Consider the following 17,990-nt stretch of genomic DNA (forward strand, 5'->3'; position numbering starts at 1 on the left):
GCGACGCGAGTAAAAGCGGAGTCGCTCAAGGACAACACATCCAGACGCAGGCTCCTCAAGGTCGCTAAGGAATATAATAAGCTGGCTCGCCTGGCGGAGAAGCTGCAGAGAAATGAGGTTGACGGGCAGTTCTGATCGCCGCCGGAACGCACGGTTGCATCGAAGGTCAAGGCGTCGTGATCGCAGCGGGGAAGCCTCTCCGTTGGACGGCTCTAGCGAAAACGCCCTCATACGGTAACGCCAATGAGCGAGGCTGCTCAATGAGTGCGGTCCGCGCGTCCGAGCCTCTGCCGGTGAATCGATTGTGTGAGTTGTGGTCCGCCACACAGATGTCGCATTGACGGTGTCTCAGGCGGCAAGCCGGCTAACCGCTGGACATGAGAAGGAATGAGATGAAAGCCCACCGTCAGACCGTCGCAAGGGCGAAATTACAAGCCTCTCACTCGACGAACTGGCGAAGCATTGGCGTCAATTTGCATCGTCTGCTGAAGCCGTCGACGTGTCTTTGGGTGACAAAGTAGCCGGTTCGCCGGATCACGCCAGGCGAATTGGCTTCCGCCGCCAAATTTGGCCGTGAGGCGTTTCAGTCGAGCTCTGGCATCTTGGACCAAACACGGATAGCTCAACTCCATAACGTTGCGGCTTATTAAGGTGAGGCGGCGAGCAAAAGCTCCTGCTAGCAGGCTTGCGTAGCCAAACCATCGTAGATGTCTGCGCGGATCGTCTGCATGAGGCAAGTTCGCAACGAAGTCACGCATGACGAGAAACTTCAAGCGAAAATCATAGTCGAAAGGCCAACCACAACAGAACTCTCCGGTGGACAATTCCGGAGAGAACCGATGTTCTTCATCCAGATAAGTTCGGTGCAGATGATCAGGAGTATTTGGGGCTGCCGATGCCGGGGTGGCAGCCGCTCGATATATCAGTCGGACGACACGAGCGGTGCCGGCGTCAACTCTACCGGAACCACTCCGTTACAATCCGATCTCATCTCCCGACAGCAGCGGGTTGCGCGACCCATGATCTGGCGGTCAGGCCATCGCGATATGCGTTGTCAATGCGACAGCACCACATGCAACAATCGCGACAATTGACGTTTACGTCCGCGCTTCCAGTATCTGCGGCTCTGCTCTTCGACTGGCCGTTCCTATGGCCCGATAGGATCGCTCAGGTGAGGGCCCGACGCATCCGGCCCGCGAACGAAGCTCGTTCCGTTCGCGCCAGCGCCGATTTCTCCGAGGGTCGTCTCACACCTCCTTGGCACTCTTCGCCTTCTGGGGAAGAGACTACCTGCAATTCAACTCACGTTCGTTCCACGTGCGCTCTCTTTCGTTTCGTTGCCGCCAGTGCTATCTCGTATTTTGCTTCTGGCTCTGTCCTCGACGGGACGACTTCATCGTCTGGATGGCTTCAGCGCCGATCTACACGCTGTCTATCGCGGCTCCTGCCGCTCTTCGTGCTCGGCCGCGTTGGGCGCAACGCCGGCTCCCGGTCGATACCACTCACCCACAGCGCGAGCGAGGCGCCAAGCACGCTGATAGATTTACTGATGGGTTCAATCACAAGGAAGGGAGAGGCAGACAGCAGCCATCACTTCGACGTCCTGAATCCGGGCGAGCCAGAGGTAACGGGGCTTGGTTATGCTCCAGCTTTCTCGACAGCGGCAGATCCTATAGGTTCTCTGCGATCGCTTGTGACAGCAGTGAGATAGCGAGCGAAGAGCGAGATCGTTCGTGTGTGCGAATCGAGGGTGCTTCTGCCGCTGTGTCCCGCCAACCAATCGTCGAAGAGCTTCCTCCGGGCAGCTCCTAGATCCGCATTTTGGATAAGTGTGTCCCGCGTTGGGTAGAGTTTCTCCCGGAAAGCTGCCCGGCCTAGGAAGCTGCCATTTCGCCAAAGAGTGATGCGAGCCTCTTTCGCAAATTGCGGATGATCTTCTGTGCCAAAGTGCGGGCGCTTCACGATCCTGGCTTCGATCGCAGCAAAAGGACCGATATTCAAGCGAATGGTCTCTGACGCGTACCGGCCGTTTTTGTTGTAGATGTTGGTTGGCAGTTGCCGCCAATTGCGCAGCGAGACGCTCGTTTGCAGTAGGTCGAGCCGGAAGAGGCAGATGGTATTGCCGCTTTCGCAATGGCGTGCGGCTCCACATGACACGAGGTCTGTCTCGCCCCAGAACCGCGGAGCGGGAAACGAGGGAGCGGGTGGGGCGGGCCCTCTTAGCCTCTGGACCAAATCAGGGGCGACCTGTCCGACTTGATCGGCGGCGGTGGCCCGGTGGACATCCAGCTCTATCGCCAGAGGCCCGAAGTTGTCTTCATTAGTACCCAGAAGGCTGGAAAGGATATCGACGTGGTGATAGCCGGAATGACAAAGCATTCCATAGCCATACCGATATGGATGATCTTGGCGGGAGAGAATCTCCTCTTCCGTGTTCCAGACGCCCTCGTGATGCTCGATGCCAATATAGGTGATGGGCGTGCCGAGCTTACGGGAGACGTGGCGCGCATAACGTCCAATCAGGTCGTAGACTGCGTTGTATCGGCGGGGGGCCATCACGACGCAGCGCCCGCCACTCCGGTTGGAGATCGCCTTGAGTTCCGCCGCCTCCCCAACAACTCGGTCCACTGCAGGGCGCCCATTCGAACCCATTGGAAGCACAACCGGCTTGTCGACCAGACAATCAAGACCAAGTCCAAGTGCCGCGCGAAGGTAGTCCAGATGGGCCTTCGGTTCGGTCGAGACAATGACTTTAGAGCGTGGACTTGCCAACGCTCTGAGAGCGTCCTCCCCCTCGCCGGAGTACCAGATGCCCTGTGGTCGGAGATCGGGTACCCAAGAGATACTCATCGGCTTGCACGCGCGCGTCTTGAAATAGGCATGCACAGCATTTTTCGTGCTCGCGAGCTCAATCACATGGAATCCCGAGGCTCGCCTACTGGCGACGGCGCTCTCGATCAGAGGAATATACTTAGCCATGGCGTGAGGACCGAGCCCGACGAGTACAAGATCCCTCATGTTTTCTGATCTCCTCTCGCCTCCGTCCCGATCAGAACTTCGGACACGAACCGGTCAGAGTTTGGGTCGATCCGGCCGCAACCGAAATGGCACTCCTTGCAGAACCGACCGTTCCGATCCAAGGCTCGTCTTTCATCCGCAGGCAAGCGCGCGATTTTCGATATTCTTCAGAAGGGCCACCTGCGAGGGGCAGTGGGCGCAGCCGCTGTCCGCCCGGTAGTGCTTCAGCGCCGGAGAGGTTCGCCAAGCCGTCTCGAGATCGAATTCAGGGGATCGGATGTTGCCGACAAGGAACGCCTCGCTGTCGGGATCCCCAACGACGTAGGGACAGGGGTAGAGATCGCCATTTGCCGAGAGGTAGACAGAGGTGATGCCGCAGTCACATTTGGTGAATTTAACGTTCGGCCGCGGCTGGCTTGTATCAACAAAAATCGGAGGTGGCAGCTCAAGGCGGGCCGAGGTCTTCGCGGCCGTTGCGATCAGAGCCTGCTGCAACTCTCTGATCTCATCAGCCGACCCTAGGAGCGCTTCCTCGTTGTCCAGGGCGACACCTGAGGCGAACATCGGCTTAATTCTGAAGGAACCAACGCCAATCGAGGACAGCAGTCGATACGCGTCCAGCGCTTCAGCGATGTTCTGTCGATTGGCCGTCATCCTGGCCTGCACCCAGACCCCGCAATTGGCTGCTTCGGACATCTGACGGAGTGCGGAATCGTAAACACCCGGCTTTCCGCGGAAGCGGTCCACAGTCTCCCGCTTTGCGCCGTCAAAGCTAAATTGAAGGGTGAGCTTCCCAGGATCATCGAAGATGGAGACCACATCAGAAATTGGCATTTGGCCAAGCCCCGCTGTAGTTAATTGGACTTGCATCCCCCGTTTTTGTCCATGCGCGAGCACCGCTTGCGTTCGCGGAAACACGACTCTGAGAAGCGGCTCACCACCCGTCACTGAGACCTTTGTCAGGCCATACCGGTCGATAAGCAGATCGATAAAGTTTGTCATCTCATCGACCGACAACTGCGACGGCTCTAAACGTCTCTTGTATTCGTCTCGATACTGTTGGGGGACATAACAATGCTTGCAATGAAGGTTGCAATAAAACGATACGCAGAGTCTCAGATGGTCAAACACAATCGGAAGCCGCTTGTCGGGTGGCATTGGGTGCTCCTCGGTGGTCTGACCGTATCTTGAGCAAGGCTTGGGCCACTCCCAAGCAGAAGATTCTTGACGATTTTCTTTGGCGCTATGTCATGCTCAAAACAAACCCGTCGCGTTCCGCGCAAGAGCCTCGTTTGCTTTCTGACAGAACAGAGTGATCGGGAAGGAATGCGACCACGACAGAGGCTTGGGTTGAACCGCGACCGTCCGGACGATCGATGGCACACAAAGCAACTAGTGGTTCGTCATAGTGATTTTGACGTTTTGATACCGAGCTATTCGAGGATCGGCAAGCTTTCCAGCGGCACGAGGATTTCAATGCTTCTGGGGACGCTCTGTCGGACGAGACACCGTGCGTCGCCGGCTCGCCGAGAACGACCTCGAGCCGTGGCGCAGGGACATGTGGTGCATTCCTGATGTCGATGGCGAATATGTCGCTTCGCATGGGAGTGTTGTTGCGCGTTCCTCGATGCTACGAGGAAATCCTGCGTGAGAGGCGGCTATGAGCCTGATATGAGCGCCATCCCGGCGCAACTCACCGATAATTCTCGCTTAATACCGGGCAAGAGTGTTGCTTTGCGGAGCAACGCACGATGGTTGTCGCCTATATGATCGAGCGAAAGTCTTGGGGGCTGTGGAAGTCGAAGCAATAGCGGCCGCAACGGCGCGCCGGTCCGCCGCGACTGGGAACGTGCCGAGGCGGGAGAGCTTTACGCGCTGCCATTAGCCGACCTCCTATTTCACGGCCAGACCGTTCATCGCGACAATTTCGATCCAAACCACGTCGAAACCGCAAGTTTGCTCAGCGTCAAGACCGGCGGTTGTCCTGAAGACTGCGCCTACTGCGTAAAGGGCGTGCATTACGACACTGGCCTGAAGGCGACCCGCTTGATGGATCGCGCGGATGTGGTCGCCGCCGCGCAGCACGCGAAGGCCGCCGGGGCGACTCGCTTCTGCATGGCCGCGGCCTGGCGGAGTCCAAAGGACCGCGATCTCGATCAGGTCTGCGACACGATTGCTGCCATTAAACATATTGTCATGGAGGCGTACGTAACGCTCGGCATGCTCACGCCAAAGCAAGCCGCACGGCTCGCCGACGCAGCTCGACTTTTACAATCACAACGTCCACTTCGCTTAGGTTGTCAAACCAATAAAGGTGCTGCGCGCAAGCGATCAGCGTAGGTGGAAAATGCAGATTGTCTTGATGAAGGGAACGATCCATTGCGCCTCGGTAACCGAAGCCGACCTGCACTATGAAGGCTCGATCTCGATTGATCGCGGGCTCCTGGACGCGGCCGGTATCCTGATCAACGAACGCGTCGAACTCTACAATCTTGAGACGGGGGCACGCTTTGCAACGTTTGTGACAGAAGCGCCACAAGGATCCGGCACCGTAGACGTGAACGGTGCGGCGGCCCGACTGGCGATGCCCGGAGATAAGATAAGTATCGTCGCATACGCGTCATTTGACGAGGAGGATGCAAGACTCTTCAGGCCGCGAATTGTGCTGGTTGATCGAGAAAATCGCATCCTGCCGGTTTGAAGTCAAACAGCAAACGCGGGAAGGCCCTGTTCTTCGCCGCCAGTTGGAGTTTTGCGGCGTCCATCGTTGCTCAGCGAGTGGAGAATGAGTTCCGTCATTGCCGCTAAATCGGCCAGCTATGTGGCAAGGCCTGGATGCGCTTAAAGAAGACGATCGCCTGCGCGGTATCATGCCGCGCATCGGGACTGACTTTTCACCAAGCGATTATCTGGCCCTGGCGAGCGCGCCGCGCATGAAAACGGCCATTCTGACCGCGCTGGAAGCCGGGACTCCGATCGGAGCCGGCGGATCACGGCTTCTGCGCGACAACTACGAGGAGCACGAATGCTTTGAGGCAGAAGCAGCGCGGTTCTTCGGGGCGCAGACCGCGCTCTTCTTCGGCGGTGGCTATTTCGCGAGTTTTCCAGTGCTGACAAGGCTGCCGCAACGGCACAACCTGCTTGTCCTTGAGTCTCTGGTTCACGCCAATACTCATGAAGGGGCGCGACCTAGCCGAGCCGCTTTCAGAATCTGCGCCCATAAGGACCCGCAGGCTATCGAGAGCGGAATTCGCGACTGGCGTGCCGCGGGCGGAGCGGGGCAGGTCTGGATCGTAGTCGAGAGCCTCTACAGCATGGATGGCGATTTCGCACCGCTTAAAGATCTGCTCGCGATCGAGGATCGGCACGATGTGTTCTTGGTCGTGGACGAGGCGGATGCCACCGGTGTTTGTGGCGAGCAAGGACGAGGTCTCACAGCGCCCTATGAAGGACGCGAAATTCTCCTCGTTGTACATACCTGCGGCGAAGCGCTGGGAGCTGCCGGGGCGCTTGTCACCGCCTCTGGCATGCTGCGCGACTTCATAATCAATCGCTGTCGCCTGCTTGTCTTCGCGACCGCCCCTTCGCCGTTAATGGCGGTGGCCGCACGGGAGACTCTGTTGATCCTGCAGGAGGAGCCGGAGCGCCAACAGCGGCTGGCGAAGCTTGTCGCGTTCACGCATTGGGAGATCGTTGCGCGAGGCGAGAGAAGTCCTTCGAACTCGCTGATCCTGCCCTATATCGTTGGCGAGAATGCCAGCGCCCTGAGGCGAGCTCCCGCGCTACAGGCTCGAGGATTTGACATCCGAGGAATCATACCGCCAACGGTGCCGTCCGGCACGGTCTGTTTACGAATTTCATCGACGCTCAACGTCGGAGAGGAAGAGGTACGTGCGATGCTCGATGCGCTCGCTGAGGAGACAAGGGGCGGATCTCGATGAGTCAGCGGATCGTGGTGACCGGCACAGATACGGGGATAGGCAAAACCGTCTTTTCGGCAGGCCTTGCCCATCTCCTCGGCGCGAATTATTGGAAACCAATTCAGGCCGGTCTTGAAGGAGAGACCGATAGCCAGCTGGTCGCACGACTGGGCGGTCTGTCGGCCGATCGGATCATTCCGGAGCGTTACCGCCTTAGAACGCCCGCTTCCCCGCATCATTCCGCCGAAATAGACGCAATTCGCATCGATCCCGATTCGCTCGTGGTGCCGGATACCGGGGAGCGACTGCTCGTTATCGAAGGCGTCGGCGGACTGATGGTGCCGCTGACCTCCAGCGCACTTTACATCGACGTCTTCGCGCGGTGGCGGCTTCCCGTCGTGCTTTGCGCCCGCACGCAACTCGGGACCATCAATCACTCTCTGCTGTCGATAGAGGCCTTGCGAAAGCGCCAGATCGAACTTCTTGGGATCGCATTCATCGGGGAAAGAAATTCTGAAACTGAGAGCGCAATTTGTGACATTACGCGGGTGCGCTGGTTAGGACGGCTGCCCTGGATTTCTCCTATGACGGCAGACAGCCTGCAGGCTGTCTTCAAGGGTTTGTTTATCCCCGACGATTTCAAGCCTTGATGCCAAACAAGAGGTGGCCAATTTGGCATCCATTCACGCAGCATGCTCTTGACAACGAAATGACCAACGTTGTGCGTGGCGACGGTGCTTATCTCTACACTGCGCTCATCGAATCAAAAATGAAATCTCATCCTGGTGGGTCGTCACTCACGGCCCCTTGCCAGCCGCAAATCGTGAGCGCGATTCAGAAGAACAGGCCTGCAAGCTGAACCAAATCATTTTCGCCGGCTACACGCACGATCCGGCTGAAGAGCTCGCTCGGCTCCTTTTGAACCTCGCACCCGAGCGTCGAACAGGTCTTCTACTCGGATAGTAGCTCAGTCAGCGTGGAAGTCGCCTTGAAGATGGCACTCGGCTATCGGCACCATATAGGCGACCAGCGAACACGCATCGTTGTCATGCAACACTCCTATCAGGGCGACACCTTCGGGCGATGTCAATTGGGGCCCGCGGTGTCTTCAACGCAGCGTACGGCCCTTTCCTGTTCGACGAGACCTCACTCCCGCTCCCTGCCAGCTGTCGTGAGTAGGCGACGCTTGATGCGCTTGAGTCAGCATGGCGAAATGAAAATTCCGCGGCTTTATCGTCGAGCCTCTGGTATCAGAGGCAGGCGGAATGTTGATGTACCCAGCTTGGAAGCTAAGAGCGATGAAGCGGATCTGCGAAGCGTCGTACATTCTGTTCACTGCCGATGAGGCATGACGGGCTAAGGCCGCACCGGAATATTCTTATGAGAGAGCCTTGCCATAGAAGGTGCGGCCGGCCGGGAGACCGCGGGCTTCGCCGGCCGGTCCAGAGTGTGACCGTGCGTTCGTTTTCAATCCGTTCGCGTCATTGCGATTGGGTACCCTCTGATCAGTATGGATGCCTGCGCGAATCGCCACGAGGTGAAAGGTATGCGTCCATTGGTGGCAGCTTGTTGCGGAAGGTCCTTCGTCGATTTGATTAGAGGAGAGCGGCCTGGACGGCGGGTCTTATCAAGAGGCGACCCACGCGAAGATGGTGGACACGTCATCCGCATTCTGGAGTGTGCGGCCAACCGTGCGAGCGCCGGTGCATCTTTCCTATCTGGCTCGCCTGGATCACGGTCGCTTCGGAATGTGCCTGCAGTCCGCCGAAGCCGCGGCTTTGAGCGCCATAAGCCAATCAACAGCCATACGAAATGGACATGCCGCCTTAACGTGGGCTTTGACACGTAGATCGGAGCCTCATAAGGACATTCACTGTCGCCGCTTGCGTGCATCGTCTCCATGCCGCCGTTTTGAGTCGCAGAATGTTTGGATGGTGGCGCCCCAGAACCACATCGCAGAGGAATATCTTGAAAGAGTTTGTTTGCTGATCGCGCAATCATTGGAAGCTCTGTGCTTTCCAACTTCTCTTTCGGCCTCCATATTGACAGAGACCATTTGCTCTTCCAAGGGAAAGGCCGTTTCCAGAGACATGGGCGGCCGGGTCAGATCGAACATGAGTCACATTTCGCAGCTATCAGTTGAGCGCGTCACGATTCCAGTTCTGCAACGATTCAAAGAGGAACGGCGCGCCATCGTCATGACCACGGTCACGGCACGTATCGCCGATCCTGTGGTGGACGTCATTCTTGTTGGCGATAGCGTCGGCAACGTATGCCTTGGGTTTGATGACACTTTACCGGTCAGCATGGCGATGATGAATCACCACCTGGAGGCGGTCGCGCGGACAAAGCCTCGGGCCATGCTTGTAGCTGACATGCCGTTTCTTAGCTTTCATCTCAATCCCGACGACACGATACGCAACGCTGGAGGCTTCCTGCAGCGTGGCGCCAACGCCGTCAAACTTGAGGGAGGGGGTAAGCGTGTCGAGATGATCCGAGCCTTGGTGAATTGCGAAATTCCCGTGATGGGCCATCTTGGTCTCACGCCACAAAGGGTCAACGCAATGGGTGGCTTCAAGGTACAAGGTCGGAACGCGGACGATGCCCTACGTCTGCTTGATGATGCGCACCAGCTACAGCAGGCGGGATGCTTTGCTCTTGTCCTCGAAGGTATTCCGGCTGAGCTCGCTGCACGAGCGACTGAATCTCTGACCATACCAACGATTGGGATCGGAGCGGGTCCAAGTTGCTCAGGCCAAGTTCTAGTGTTCCACGACGTGTTGGGGCTCTCAGGAAGCCGTTATCCAAAATTCGTGCGTGTCTATATAGAGGGCCATCAGCTGCTGCAGGAGGGCCTCTCGCGCTGGGCAGCTGATGTCCGTAGCGGAGCATTCCCTGCGGCGCAGGAGTCATATCGGATTCCGGACGGCTTGCGCGGGGCGATCGTAAATTGGACGCCTTCCAAGTCAAGCTAGTGCAAGGTCCAACATGCGAACGAGCAAGTACGGTCGGGGAACTGCGCGGCGCCCCTGCAGAGGAGCGCCAGTCCGATAGCGAGGCGGGGCCCGCTGCGACGATAGGTTGGCCGCACGATCGTCATCTCACCCTGGCCGAAAGCTCGACGAGCTCCGTTATCACCGTTAGTGAGCGCCTGCCTCGCACCCGCCCCAGTTGAGACCAAATGAGGATCTCGGCAGATAGTCTCGTGACTTCCCAAACGGTGAGAGGCCGTGCCGCGAAGCTGAGTTCGCCGGTGCCACACAAACCGAGAGCAATACAGGCTCGATTGGGTTGCTCTTATGCCGATCATCGCCTCGACGGCGGCACGCGGGCAACTCGATGCTATCGGCACCCTGCCGTACTCAAACGATCAAATGGATACAGCTAGTTCATTGCAGGTTTGGCTTGCGGAAGACCTGAGCGTGGTGGCATTCCAAGGACGAGCTGAGACAGATATGGAACGCCTCGAACGAGCGAGCGGATCGTTAGGGCGATCGCAATGATCGCGGCCCCGAGCACACCCGCGATGATCACCCGGGTCGTGAGATCCCAAAGTTCTCCGAATTGTATGAAATCCATGAGACGGAACACGGTACCCTGGACCAGGTAGAGCAGCAGCGTGGCCTGGCCCAATTCCACGGCGATAAAGCGGGCCATTCGGTTTAAATGGCCAAAGCGCCAGCATTGTAGCAGGAGTTCGATAGCGACTGCTGACGCAGCTGCAGAGCCAACAAACATCACAAGTACGTCTTTAGTCGACGGAAAGTCGTGAATTACCCCAAGATTATTGTAGACATAGGTGCTCTTGCCCCAAGCTAGAAAGCATACGCAGGTCACTATTAAGAGAAATACAATCAGGACCTGCTTGTGATGTCGCAATGCACTCGTCCATCGTTCTCTCGATTGAGCAAGCAAGAAGCCGAAGCAGAAGAACGGGTAAGTGAATCTGATCAGCGGTGATATGGAGAATGTCAGAGGCGCGAGCGCGACCAGTATGGCTGAGCCAGTTATGACCCACGATCGGCGGGTGAGCCTGGTAGAAATCTTGATGAGAAGGTAGGAAATAAACGTGGCCCAGATGAACCAATATGTGCCGGCGAGATCGTCTACAAATTCCAAAAGTCCGCTCGTTAGGCTGGTCGCACGCCCCAACGCCGCTAACTTAGCTGTCTCCATTATCACCCACCAAAATAGCATCGGCAGCAAGAGCTGCTTCGCACGGTCGCTGGCGGCTCGAGTGAACGGCTTTTGAAGCAGCGATCGAGCAGAAAGATATCCGCTTATCGCCATAAAAAGTGGCATGTGAAACATATAGATCGATTTGTAGTACGGCGAATACCAAAACGCGTCGTCTCGGTAGATGACATACTGGATCAGGTGCCCAACAATCACCAAAACAATGAGTGCACCTTTCGCGAAATCTAAACTGAGATCTCGATCGTATGCCTCTGTCCTGCGCGAACTGGGGACGTTCGTTCCAGTCACGGGTCGCAATCTATCAAACATCTAGGTATCTGTTGTTGACGAGCCGGCGGCCCGTTGTCCGCTTCTTCTGCCTCATTTTTGATCCAAACGAAAGGCGATGGCGGGAGTTTTTGGAAGAGGAGTAGGCTCAGCTTGTTAGGCCTTCCAAGAACTAGCTGTGGGCCGCCCATGTCTGAATGCCTCGGGGACCTTTGTGGCAAAGACAAGATATCCAGTTTGAGACACGGCTGTAGCGGCACCGGCGCGGCATACTACTTGCAGACGCGTTTGTGGGAGGAAGACTGTCACGCTCAGTCTCCCACTCGGCCCGACGCATCTCAGACCCGGCAGATGCGTCGGGCTTTCTCGGTTGGCCCCGCATAGTTGACATTTGGTCCGTCACTTTCGCTTGACGTCGAGGTGTTCACGCCAAGAGCTATCGCCAAATTTTGGTGACGGCGGGGCCGGTCAGGCGGCGGCGGTTATGGGCTGACGGTCGGTCGGCTTGGCGATGACCTCGATCCCGTCGTTGAATGTCACACCAAGAACGAGTTTTGGCAACTGGTTGTGGCCATCGAGACGGCGCCAGCTTTTGTGCGCGGCCTCAAGCAGTTTGAAGACCATGGCGAGCGCGGTCCTGTTCGACAGGCAACCCTTTGATCGGATGGTGCGGTGGCGCACAGTGGCGAAGGTGCTTTTGATGGGGTTGGTCGTCCGCAAGTGTTTCCAGTGCTCGGCTGGGAAGTCGTAGAAAGCGAGCAGCGTGTCTCGATCCTTGCTCAGGCAGTCGGCCGCCTTCTCGTATTTGGGCGTGTAGCTCACGATGAAGGCGTCGAACGCCAGCTCGGCTGTGGCCTTGGTTTCGGCCATCCAGATCTCCTGCAACGCGCGTTTGGCTTTCGGGTGCTGGCTTTTCGGCAGTTTGCCAAGCACGTTGGCGGTCTTGTGCACCCAGCAGCGCTGCTCGCGCGTTTTCGGCCAGACCTCATCGGCGGCCTTCCAGAACCCGAGTGCGCCGTCGGCGATGGCGAGCCGCGGCGGCACGTCGAGCCCGCGCCGCTTCAGATCGAGCAGCAGATCGCGCCAGTCCTGCGCGCTCTCGCGGGCCCCATCAGTGAAGCCGACCAGTTCCTTGCGGCCTTCCGGCGTCGCACCGATCAGCACGAGGATGCACTGCTTTTCGTCCTCGAGCCGCGCCTCCAGATGGATGCCATCGGCCCAGATGTAAACGTAGCGCTTCGCCGACAGATCGCGCTTCTGCCACGCGGTGTGCTCGTCGAACCAGCCATCCTTCAGGCGACCGATGGCGGCCGATAACCCAGCAGCATCCCTGCCGAGCAGCGCAGCCAGCGCTTCCGAGAAGTCGCCGGTCGAGATCCCTTTCAGGTAAAGGATCGGCAGCAGCGTCTCGATCGACTTCGAACGGCGCATATAGGGTGGCAGGATCGACGGAGAGAACCGGATGCGGTCGGGATCGGTGGCGTCCGCCTCGCGATCACGCTTCTGATAGCTGAACGCGAGCACGCCAACATTGGCGTTATGGCAGCGTCCTACGGGCGCACACCGATAGCGGTGCTCTGCAGTTCTGGAGCAAAAGCCGAGGACCGACCTTTCTGATTGGGAGGCTTGTTCGGTTTCGTGTAACTGACGCCGTCAACCACGCGTGCCTTGACGACTTTCGTCGCGCCATCTCTTAGTGCAGCTTGTGGCTTGGCGTGCATCCGCAAAGGCCTTAGTTGGATCGTACACGCAGGATGATTGATAGCGAACCAGTTCGACCAGAGTCGCTCGCGATTGCGAGGTTTTATGGTCAAAGAGATGCTGCTCGCACTCAGTGTTGTGGACCAAGGAGGGCAGCAGCCGTTCTTCGCGCATCAGCCGACTCGGCGGATCACAGACAGCATTGGCCTTGAGCGTCACCTCCATAATCACGGCTTCAGAATTCCTGAACGTTTCGGCGGCAAGAAGGGACTCGCGCCAGTGACTTGTGCGGCGATGCTGTCGCGCAACAGTTTCTCTCGTGTGCCTACAAATTAGCTTCCTCGGGCTGAATTCAACGTTTCGGTCAACGACTCCTCGAATATGTCTAGGCCTTGTCCCAACGTGTCTTGGTCGATCGTAAGTGCGGGCAAGAACTTCACAACCTGATCCGTCGGTCCGCATCGCTCGATAATCAAGCCGTTCGCAAACGCTTTACGTGACGCCGCCTCTGCGATCTCTGTCGTTTTGCAATCGAAGCCGCATACCATGCCCCGTCCACGAACAGCAAATTTGTTTCCGTGTTGATGCGCGATAGCATCGAGTCGACGCCGCATAAGTGCGCCCAAGCGTTGGACCTGGTGCGAGAACGTCTGGTTACGCCAATACAGGGTCAAGGCCGCATTGCCAGAAACGAGTGCAAGATTGTTTCCTCGAAACGTTCCCGTGTGCTCGCCTGGTTCCCATGCGTCGAGCGCTTCTTTGATCAAGAGCATCGATAACGGCAAGCCGTACCCGCTCAGCGATTTCGACATCACAACAATGTCTGGCGACAAAGCAGCGAACTCGAAACTGAAGAACTCGCCTGTACGACCACAGCCCATTTGGATATCGTCAACTATGAAAATAGCTCCGACCTCTTTTGCCAACGCCTGAATTGACTGCAACCATTCCTTACCGGCGACGTTAATGCCTCCCTCTCCTTGCACGGTTTCGACGAGAATGGCGGCGGGAAGATCAATGCCACTGCTCTCGTCCATTAATACCTTTCGCAGGTAATCCGCCGCGGAACCAAGATACCCATCATACGGCATGAAAGTTGTGCCAGTTAAGGGAATGCTGCTGGCTTTGCGGTAAACGCGGTTACCGCTCGCAGCTAGGGCTCCCAAGCTTTGGCCGTGATATCCATTCGTGAAAGAAATGACATTGTGACGCCCTGTGATCTTACGCGAGAGCTTTAAGGCTGCTTCAACTGCGTTAGCTCCCGTAGGCCCCGTAAATTGAAAGCGGTAGGAAAGATTCCGTTCACGAAGGATGACAGAGCTAAAGGTCTCCATGAATTCGACCTTTGCTGGAGTGGCCATGTCCAAGCCGTGGACGACGCCGTCCGACTCCAGGTACTTGCTGATTGCTGCTTTGATCTCCTGGTTGTTGTGTCCATAGTTTAGCGCTCCTGCGCCGGACAGAAAGTCAATGACCTTTCGACCATCCTCGGTGAACATAATCGAGCCGCGCGCCCGACTGAAGACCGCAGGAAAGGAACGTGAGTACGAGCGCACATTGGACTCTAGTGTTTCGACTGTTTTCATTCTGCGTGGGCCGTGTACTCCAACCATTGATCGTCTCCTCGATAAGAAATTCTGCCCGACGGATAAGCGCGGCCAACGTCGTACGAGATAGGCAAACCGGTCAACGCGCGGTTCCACGCCTCTCGACGTCCTTAGTCGCGCGTTGCGCGTCTGAAAATCAGCTCCAGCGATTTACCTGAGAATCATGCGGAACAAAGCTACTATGTCTAGTAGTGTCGTCCACATCCAGGGAACGCCATTTGCTAAAGTCGTCTTTCGCGGACAGGCTTGCTTAGCCGCGCGCGAGGAGTTCGCGCTTGACGTGCGGCTAGCTTGCGTCAGAACAAATTCTGTGAATGAGAACGAAAGTCATAACTTTCATCGTGACCCCAAAAGGGTCCGATGCGCTTCGGCCGGTTGCCAAGGCAGGGCTTGAGATCGCATCGATCAGCGGCATTAGTGTTACGGCTGCAACGGATGCGTAAGTTTCGGGTGCTTCCGCCCGCGGAAGGATACTGGGTTGGAACGCTCGAATCTCGCGGTGCACACTGTGGATCGTTCGGAAGTCCAACATCACCTGCAGCCTTTTGTGAATGCAGCGATCGTCTTGAAGGGCTGCGTGATTTCGCTGTGATTGGCGGGTCATCCTCCCATAGACTCCGGCGCCGGACTTTCTCTGGAGCACTTGCGAAAGCGTCGGGTGAACGCTTTTCGGCGAGGTCCTGCCTGGCAAGCCGCTGCCGCGGTACTTTAGACCTAAGCTCAGCATCGCCGTTTGTGCGCACCTTTGTTAGGGCGAGGAGGGCCTCGCCTCGTCGGATTACGCGATCATTTCCAGTAGGTTTTTGTCAGGAGCCCTTGCAAGTGCTTCGATGAGAGGCCGAAGGCACAACAACAGCGACAGGAATGCGGCAAGACGGAAAGGCGATGGTCGCCACCAGCACGAGGTAAGGACTGGCAGCGGCACATTAGGCGCCGCGCGGGCGCGGCGTGGTCCAGACTGCTTCGCCATCTTTCACGCGTCCGTTTCGCCACGATGCTCGCGCAGCGCTTCATCGAGGCAGGCTATCAACTCCAGACCGGCAAAGGGTTTGGCGAAAAAGCCAATTACGCCGACGCTCAACGCGCGGGCTCGCGTGCGATCATCCGCGAAGGCAGTAATCAAGATGAATGGCGCAGCGTGACCCTGGGCCCGCATTTGTTCCAAAAGTTCAAAGCCGCTCATCGTGGGCATCTGCACGTCTGCAATGACACAGGACGTGTCATTCAATTGAGACGACCGCAAGAAGTCCTCAGCCGATGCAAACGTATGAACGATGTGGCCCTGCGATTTCAGAAGGTTGTCCAGTGCGGCACGAATCGAAGGATCGTCGTCGACAACGGAAACAGTTGAGTACCTGGACAAGACGACTCGTTCTAGTTGGGTGAGGGCGGTGGCCGAAGCATGACGGCCAGCTGAAGGGTGCGCGTGTACGACGAAATTGTAAAATCATACTTAGGTTTGTACCCTGAAACGGTCGGTCCCAATTCCCAGCCTCTCAGCCATCCTGATCAAATCGGCTAGCGATCGAGCGCCCATCTTCTTCATCACGTGCCCGCGATAGATTTTAACTGTAATCTCGGCGAGCCCCAGTTCCGCGGCTACCTGTTTGTTTAATAGGCCGGCGGCGACCAGTTTCAAGACATCCTGCTCTCGTGGACTTAGGGCCTCAAACAAGGATTGCAGCCTCCTGACCACCTTGTCTACACCTCGCCTCTTCCGATCCTGTTCGATAGCTGCGACTACGCCATCGAGCAGTTCCTGATCGCGAAACGGCTTGCTGAGAAAATCGATTGCTCCACTCTTCATGGCTTTGACGGTCATCGGAATATCGCCATGAGCGGTGATGAAAATGATGGGAATGTTAATCTTCAGTTTGGCTAACTCACTCTGGAGCTCAAGCCCGCTCGATCCCGGCAGCCTGATGTCAAGCACAAGGCAGCTAGGACCATCAGGAAGCTCGCTTTGGAGCATTTCCTGGGCCGATCCGTAAGCAACGACATCTAGACCGATCGAACGAAATAGGTTGACCAGCGATTCGCGCATTGAGAGGTCATCGTCGACGACGAGGACGCTCGGCCTCACCTCCGGCCCTACGACATTTGCGGCTTCCTTCCACGGTTCAGAGCGCTTGGTCACGATAAGAGCCTCACTTGTACAATTTACAGTAGAAGTGTCGCATCACGACGACCTTTGATCGGCAGGCGTAGCCTTTCGCGCGGTGCGAATCTTTGAGAGTTTCCAGGTATGTGACTGGTCAGCCATTCGCGCCAGCGTGACGCATTACAGGAAAGTCTAACAAAAACCGTCCGAGTGGTCGAGAACTGCCTTTCGCGTCTTTCCGCCGCCGCGTTGGATCGGCCCCGCGGCATCGATCAAATCGATGAACAGCCGGTCGAGAAGCACCGAATCCAGGACTTGAGGCGCTCGCTTTAGCACGGCGGCGCGTGTCGCCTGGCCTTCCCGAGTGGGACTGCAGCGGACGGCTCATTTTGGGGCTAAAGGATCAGAATGCCCGCCGCCTTGGTAGTTGAACGTGGGGGCGCGAGCTGAGCGAATTGGCGCGATCGTGCCTGTGCATGCGCCGATCCCGCCGGCGTTGCGACCGGCAAGCGGCGTAGACTATCGCACCCGTACTAAGGAAAATAGAAACCAGAACGAGTAGCAGCGGCATCAGCACATGAACTCTTCTTTTCCGTCGTCAGAGCGCCTGTGAGTTGCGTCTTTGCGAGCTTGGGGGAAGCACCTTGCATCGACTTCGTACAACCTGACGCGAGGTGCGATTCAAGTCCTTTCCGTCATCATGTTTGTAGGAAAGATGCTCGAACTCGAGCTGCTGCAGGGACGCTCACGTTCGTCTCGTTGCGTCCTTGACCAGGCTCGCACCCCAAGATTAGGCGGCGTAATCTGAATGGAGGGGCGGGATACACTCCATTCGGTGTCCGGCTGCGGACCAGTTCGGCAAAAGGCAGCTGCATTTGCTCTCGTGCATCAGCCAAACAACCGCCGATCCAGCGAAAGAATCATTCTCCTATTAGAATTGGCGGACATCACGGGTCCGTACCGGGCAGCCTGGAGTTGAAGATTCGCTCTTTGACCTACATAGGAACGACAAAACGCGCCCCGAGCGGTCAACCTGAAGCTGTTGTCAGACCTGCCGGTAGCTCATCGATCCGCTAAGGGCCTAAGAGTCTGTCCGAGATCATGATGTTTTTTGACAGAGCTTTCGCAGCATGAGGCGGATTGAGGCCAGGCGCAAGAACGCCAAGGCCTTTCGGTTGA

General features: G+C 57.1%; 11 protein-coding genes and 3 pseudogenes. 7 read left to right on the plus strand and 7 right to left on the minus strand.

Going from position 1 to position 17,990, the window contains the following annotated elements:
• Positions 1-1,638: 1,638 nt before the first annotated feature.
• Together ABID59_RS36985 and ABID59_RS36990 are read right to left on the minus strand one after the other, a co-directional pair.
• Positions 1,639-3,018 carry a Gfo/Idh/MocA family oxidoreductase gene (locus ABID59_RS36985; RefSeq protein WP_354086618.1) on the minus strand — a complete coding sequence of 460 codons (1,380 nt, stop codon included), beginning with the start codon at positions 3,016-3,018 and terminating at the stop codon, positions 1,639-1,641.
• A 132-nt stretch (positions 3,019-3,150) separates the two neighbouring features.
• On the minus strand, positions 3,151-4,176 hold the full coding sequence (locus ABID59_RS36990; protein WP_354086619.1) for a radical SAM protein: 1,026 nt from the start codon (positions 4,174-4,176) through the stop codon (positions 3,151-3,153).
• Between the two features lie 717 nt (positions 4,177-4,893).
• Here ABID59_RS36990 and ABID59_RS36995 point away from each other — a divergent pair.
• The 6 genes and pseudogenes from ABID59_RS36995 to panB all read left to right on the plus strand — a co-directional run.
• Positions 4,894-5,302 (plus strand): annotated as a pseudogene (locus tag ABID59_RS36995) (radical SAM protein); the annotation flags it as partial.
• 63 nt (positions 5,303-5,365) lie between these two features.
• A complete protein-coding gene (panD, locus tag ABID59_RS37000; RefSeq protein WP_354086620.1) occupies positions 5,366-5,719 on the plus strand; it encodes an aspartate 1-decarboxylase in 354 nt (117 codons plus the stop codon).
• A gap of 118 nt (positions 5,720-5,837) precedes the next feature.
• Positions 5,838-6,959: an 8-amino-7-oxononanoate synthase gene (locus ABID59_RS37005; RefSeq protein WP_354086621.1), complete on the plus strand. Its 1,122-nt coding sequence runs from the start codon at positions 5,838-5,840 to the stop codon at positions 6,957-6,959.
• Positions 6,956-7,588 carry a dethiobiotin synthase gene (gene bioD, locus ABID59_RS37010; RefSeq protein ID WP_354086622.1) on the plus strand — a complete coding sequence of 211 codons (633 nt, stop codon included), beginning with the start codon at positions 6,956-6,958 and terminating at the stop codon, positions 7,586-7,588. Before ABID59_RS37005 ends, bioD begins: the two co-directional genes overlap by 4 nt.
• Positions 7,588-8,284 (plus strand): annotated as a pseudogene (locus ABID59_RS37015) (aminotransferase class III-fold pyridoxal phosphate-dependent enzyme); the annotation flags it as partial. The gene bioD and the pseudogene ABID59_RS37015, both read left to right, overlap by 1 nt.
• A gap of 768 nt (positions 8,285-9,052) precedes the next feature.
• Positions 9,053-9,913 (plus strand): 3-methyl-2-oxobutanoate hydroxymethyltransferase, encoded by an 861-nt coding sequence (gene panB / locus ABID59_RS37020; protein WP_354086630.1) that lies wholly within the window; start codon positions 9,053-9,055, stop codon positions 9,911-9,913.
• A 409-nt stretch (positions 9,914-10,322) separates the two neighbouring features.
• Here panB and nolL read toward each other — a convergent pair whose 3' ends face one another.
• Positions 10,323-11,444, minus strand: coding sequence for a nodulation factor fucose acetyltransferase NolL (gene nolL, locus ABID59_RS37025; protein WP_354086623.1), 1,122 nt, complete (start codon positions 11,442-11,444; stop codon positions 10,323-10,325).
• A 426-nt stretch (positions 11,445-11,870) separates the two neighbouring features.
• Positions 11,871-12,902 (minus strand): annotated as a pseudogene (locus ABID59_RS37030) (IS256 family transposase); the annotation flags it as partial.
• A gap of 306 nt (positions 12,903-13,208) precedes the next feature.
• Here ABID59_RS37030 and ABID59_RS37035 point away from each other — a divergent pair.
• Complete coding sequence (locus ABID59_RS37035) at positions 13,209-13,439, plus strand: hypothetical protein (protein WP_354086624.1); 231 nt, start codon at positions 13,209-13,211, stop codon at positions 13,437-13,439.
• Here the strand turns inward: ABID59_RS37035 and ectB are convergent.
• The 3 genes from ectB to ABID59_RS37050 all read right to left on the minus strand — a co-directional run bounded on the left by ectB (position 13,436) and on the right by ABID59_RS37050 (position 16,847).
• A complete protein-coding gene (gene ectB, locus ABID59_RS37040) occupies positions 13,436-14,689 on the minus strand; it encodes a diaminobutyrate--2-oxoglutarate transaminase (RefSeq protein WP_354086625.1) in 1,254 nt (417 codons plus the stop codon). The genes ABID59_RS37035 and ectB overlap by 4 nt on opposite strands.
• A gap of 994 nt (positions 14,690-15,683) precedes the next feature.
• Positions 15,684-16,073 (minus strand): response regulator transcription factor, encoded by a 390-nt coding sequence (locus ABID59_RS37045; protein ID WP_354086626.1) that lies wholly within the window; start codon positions 16,071-16,073, stop codon positions 15,684-15,686.
• 90 nt (positions 16,074-16,163) lie between these two features.
• On the minus strand, positions 16,164-16,847 hold the full coding sequence (locus ABID59_RS37050) for a response regulator transcription factor (RefSeq protein ID WP_354086627.1): 684 nt from the start codon (positions 16,845-16,847) through the stop codon (positions 16,164-16,166).
• Positions 16,848-17,990: the final 1,143 nt, after the last annotated feature.

This window comes from Bradyrhizobium sp. S3.3.6, from assembly GCF_040546905.1.
Lineage (GTDB): Bacteria > Pseudomonadota > Alphaproteobacteria > Rhizobiales > Xanthobacteraceae > Bradyrhizobium > Bradyrhizobium cytisi.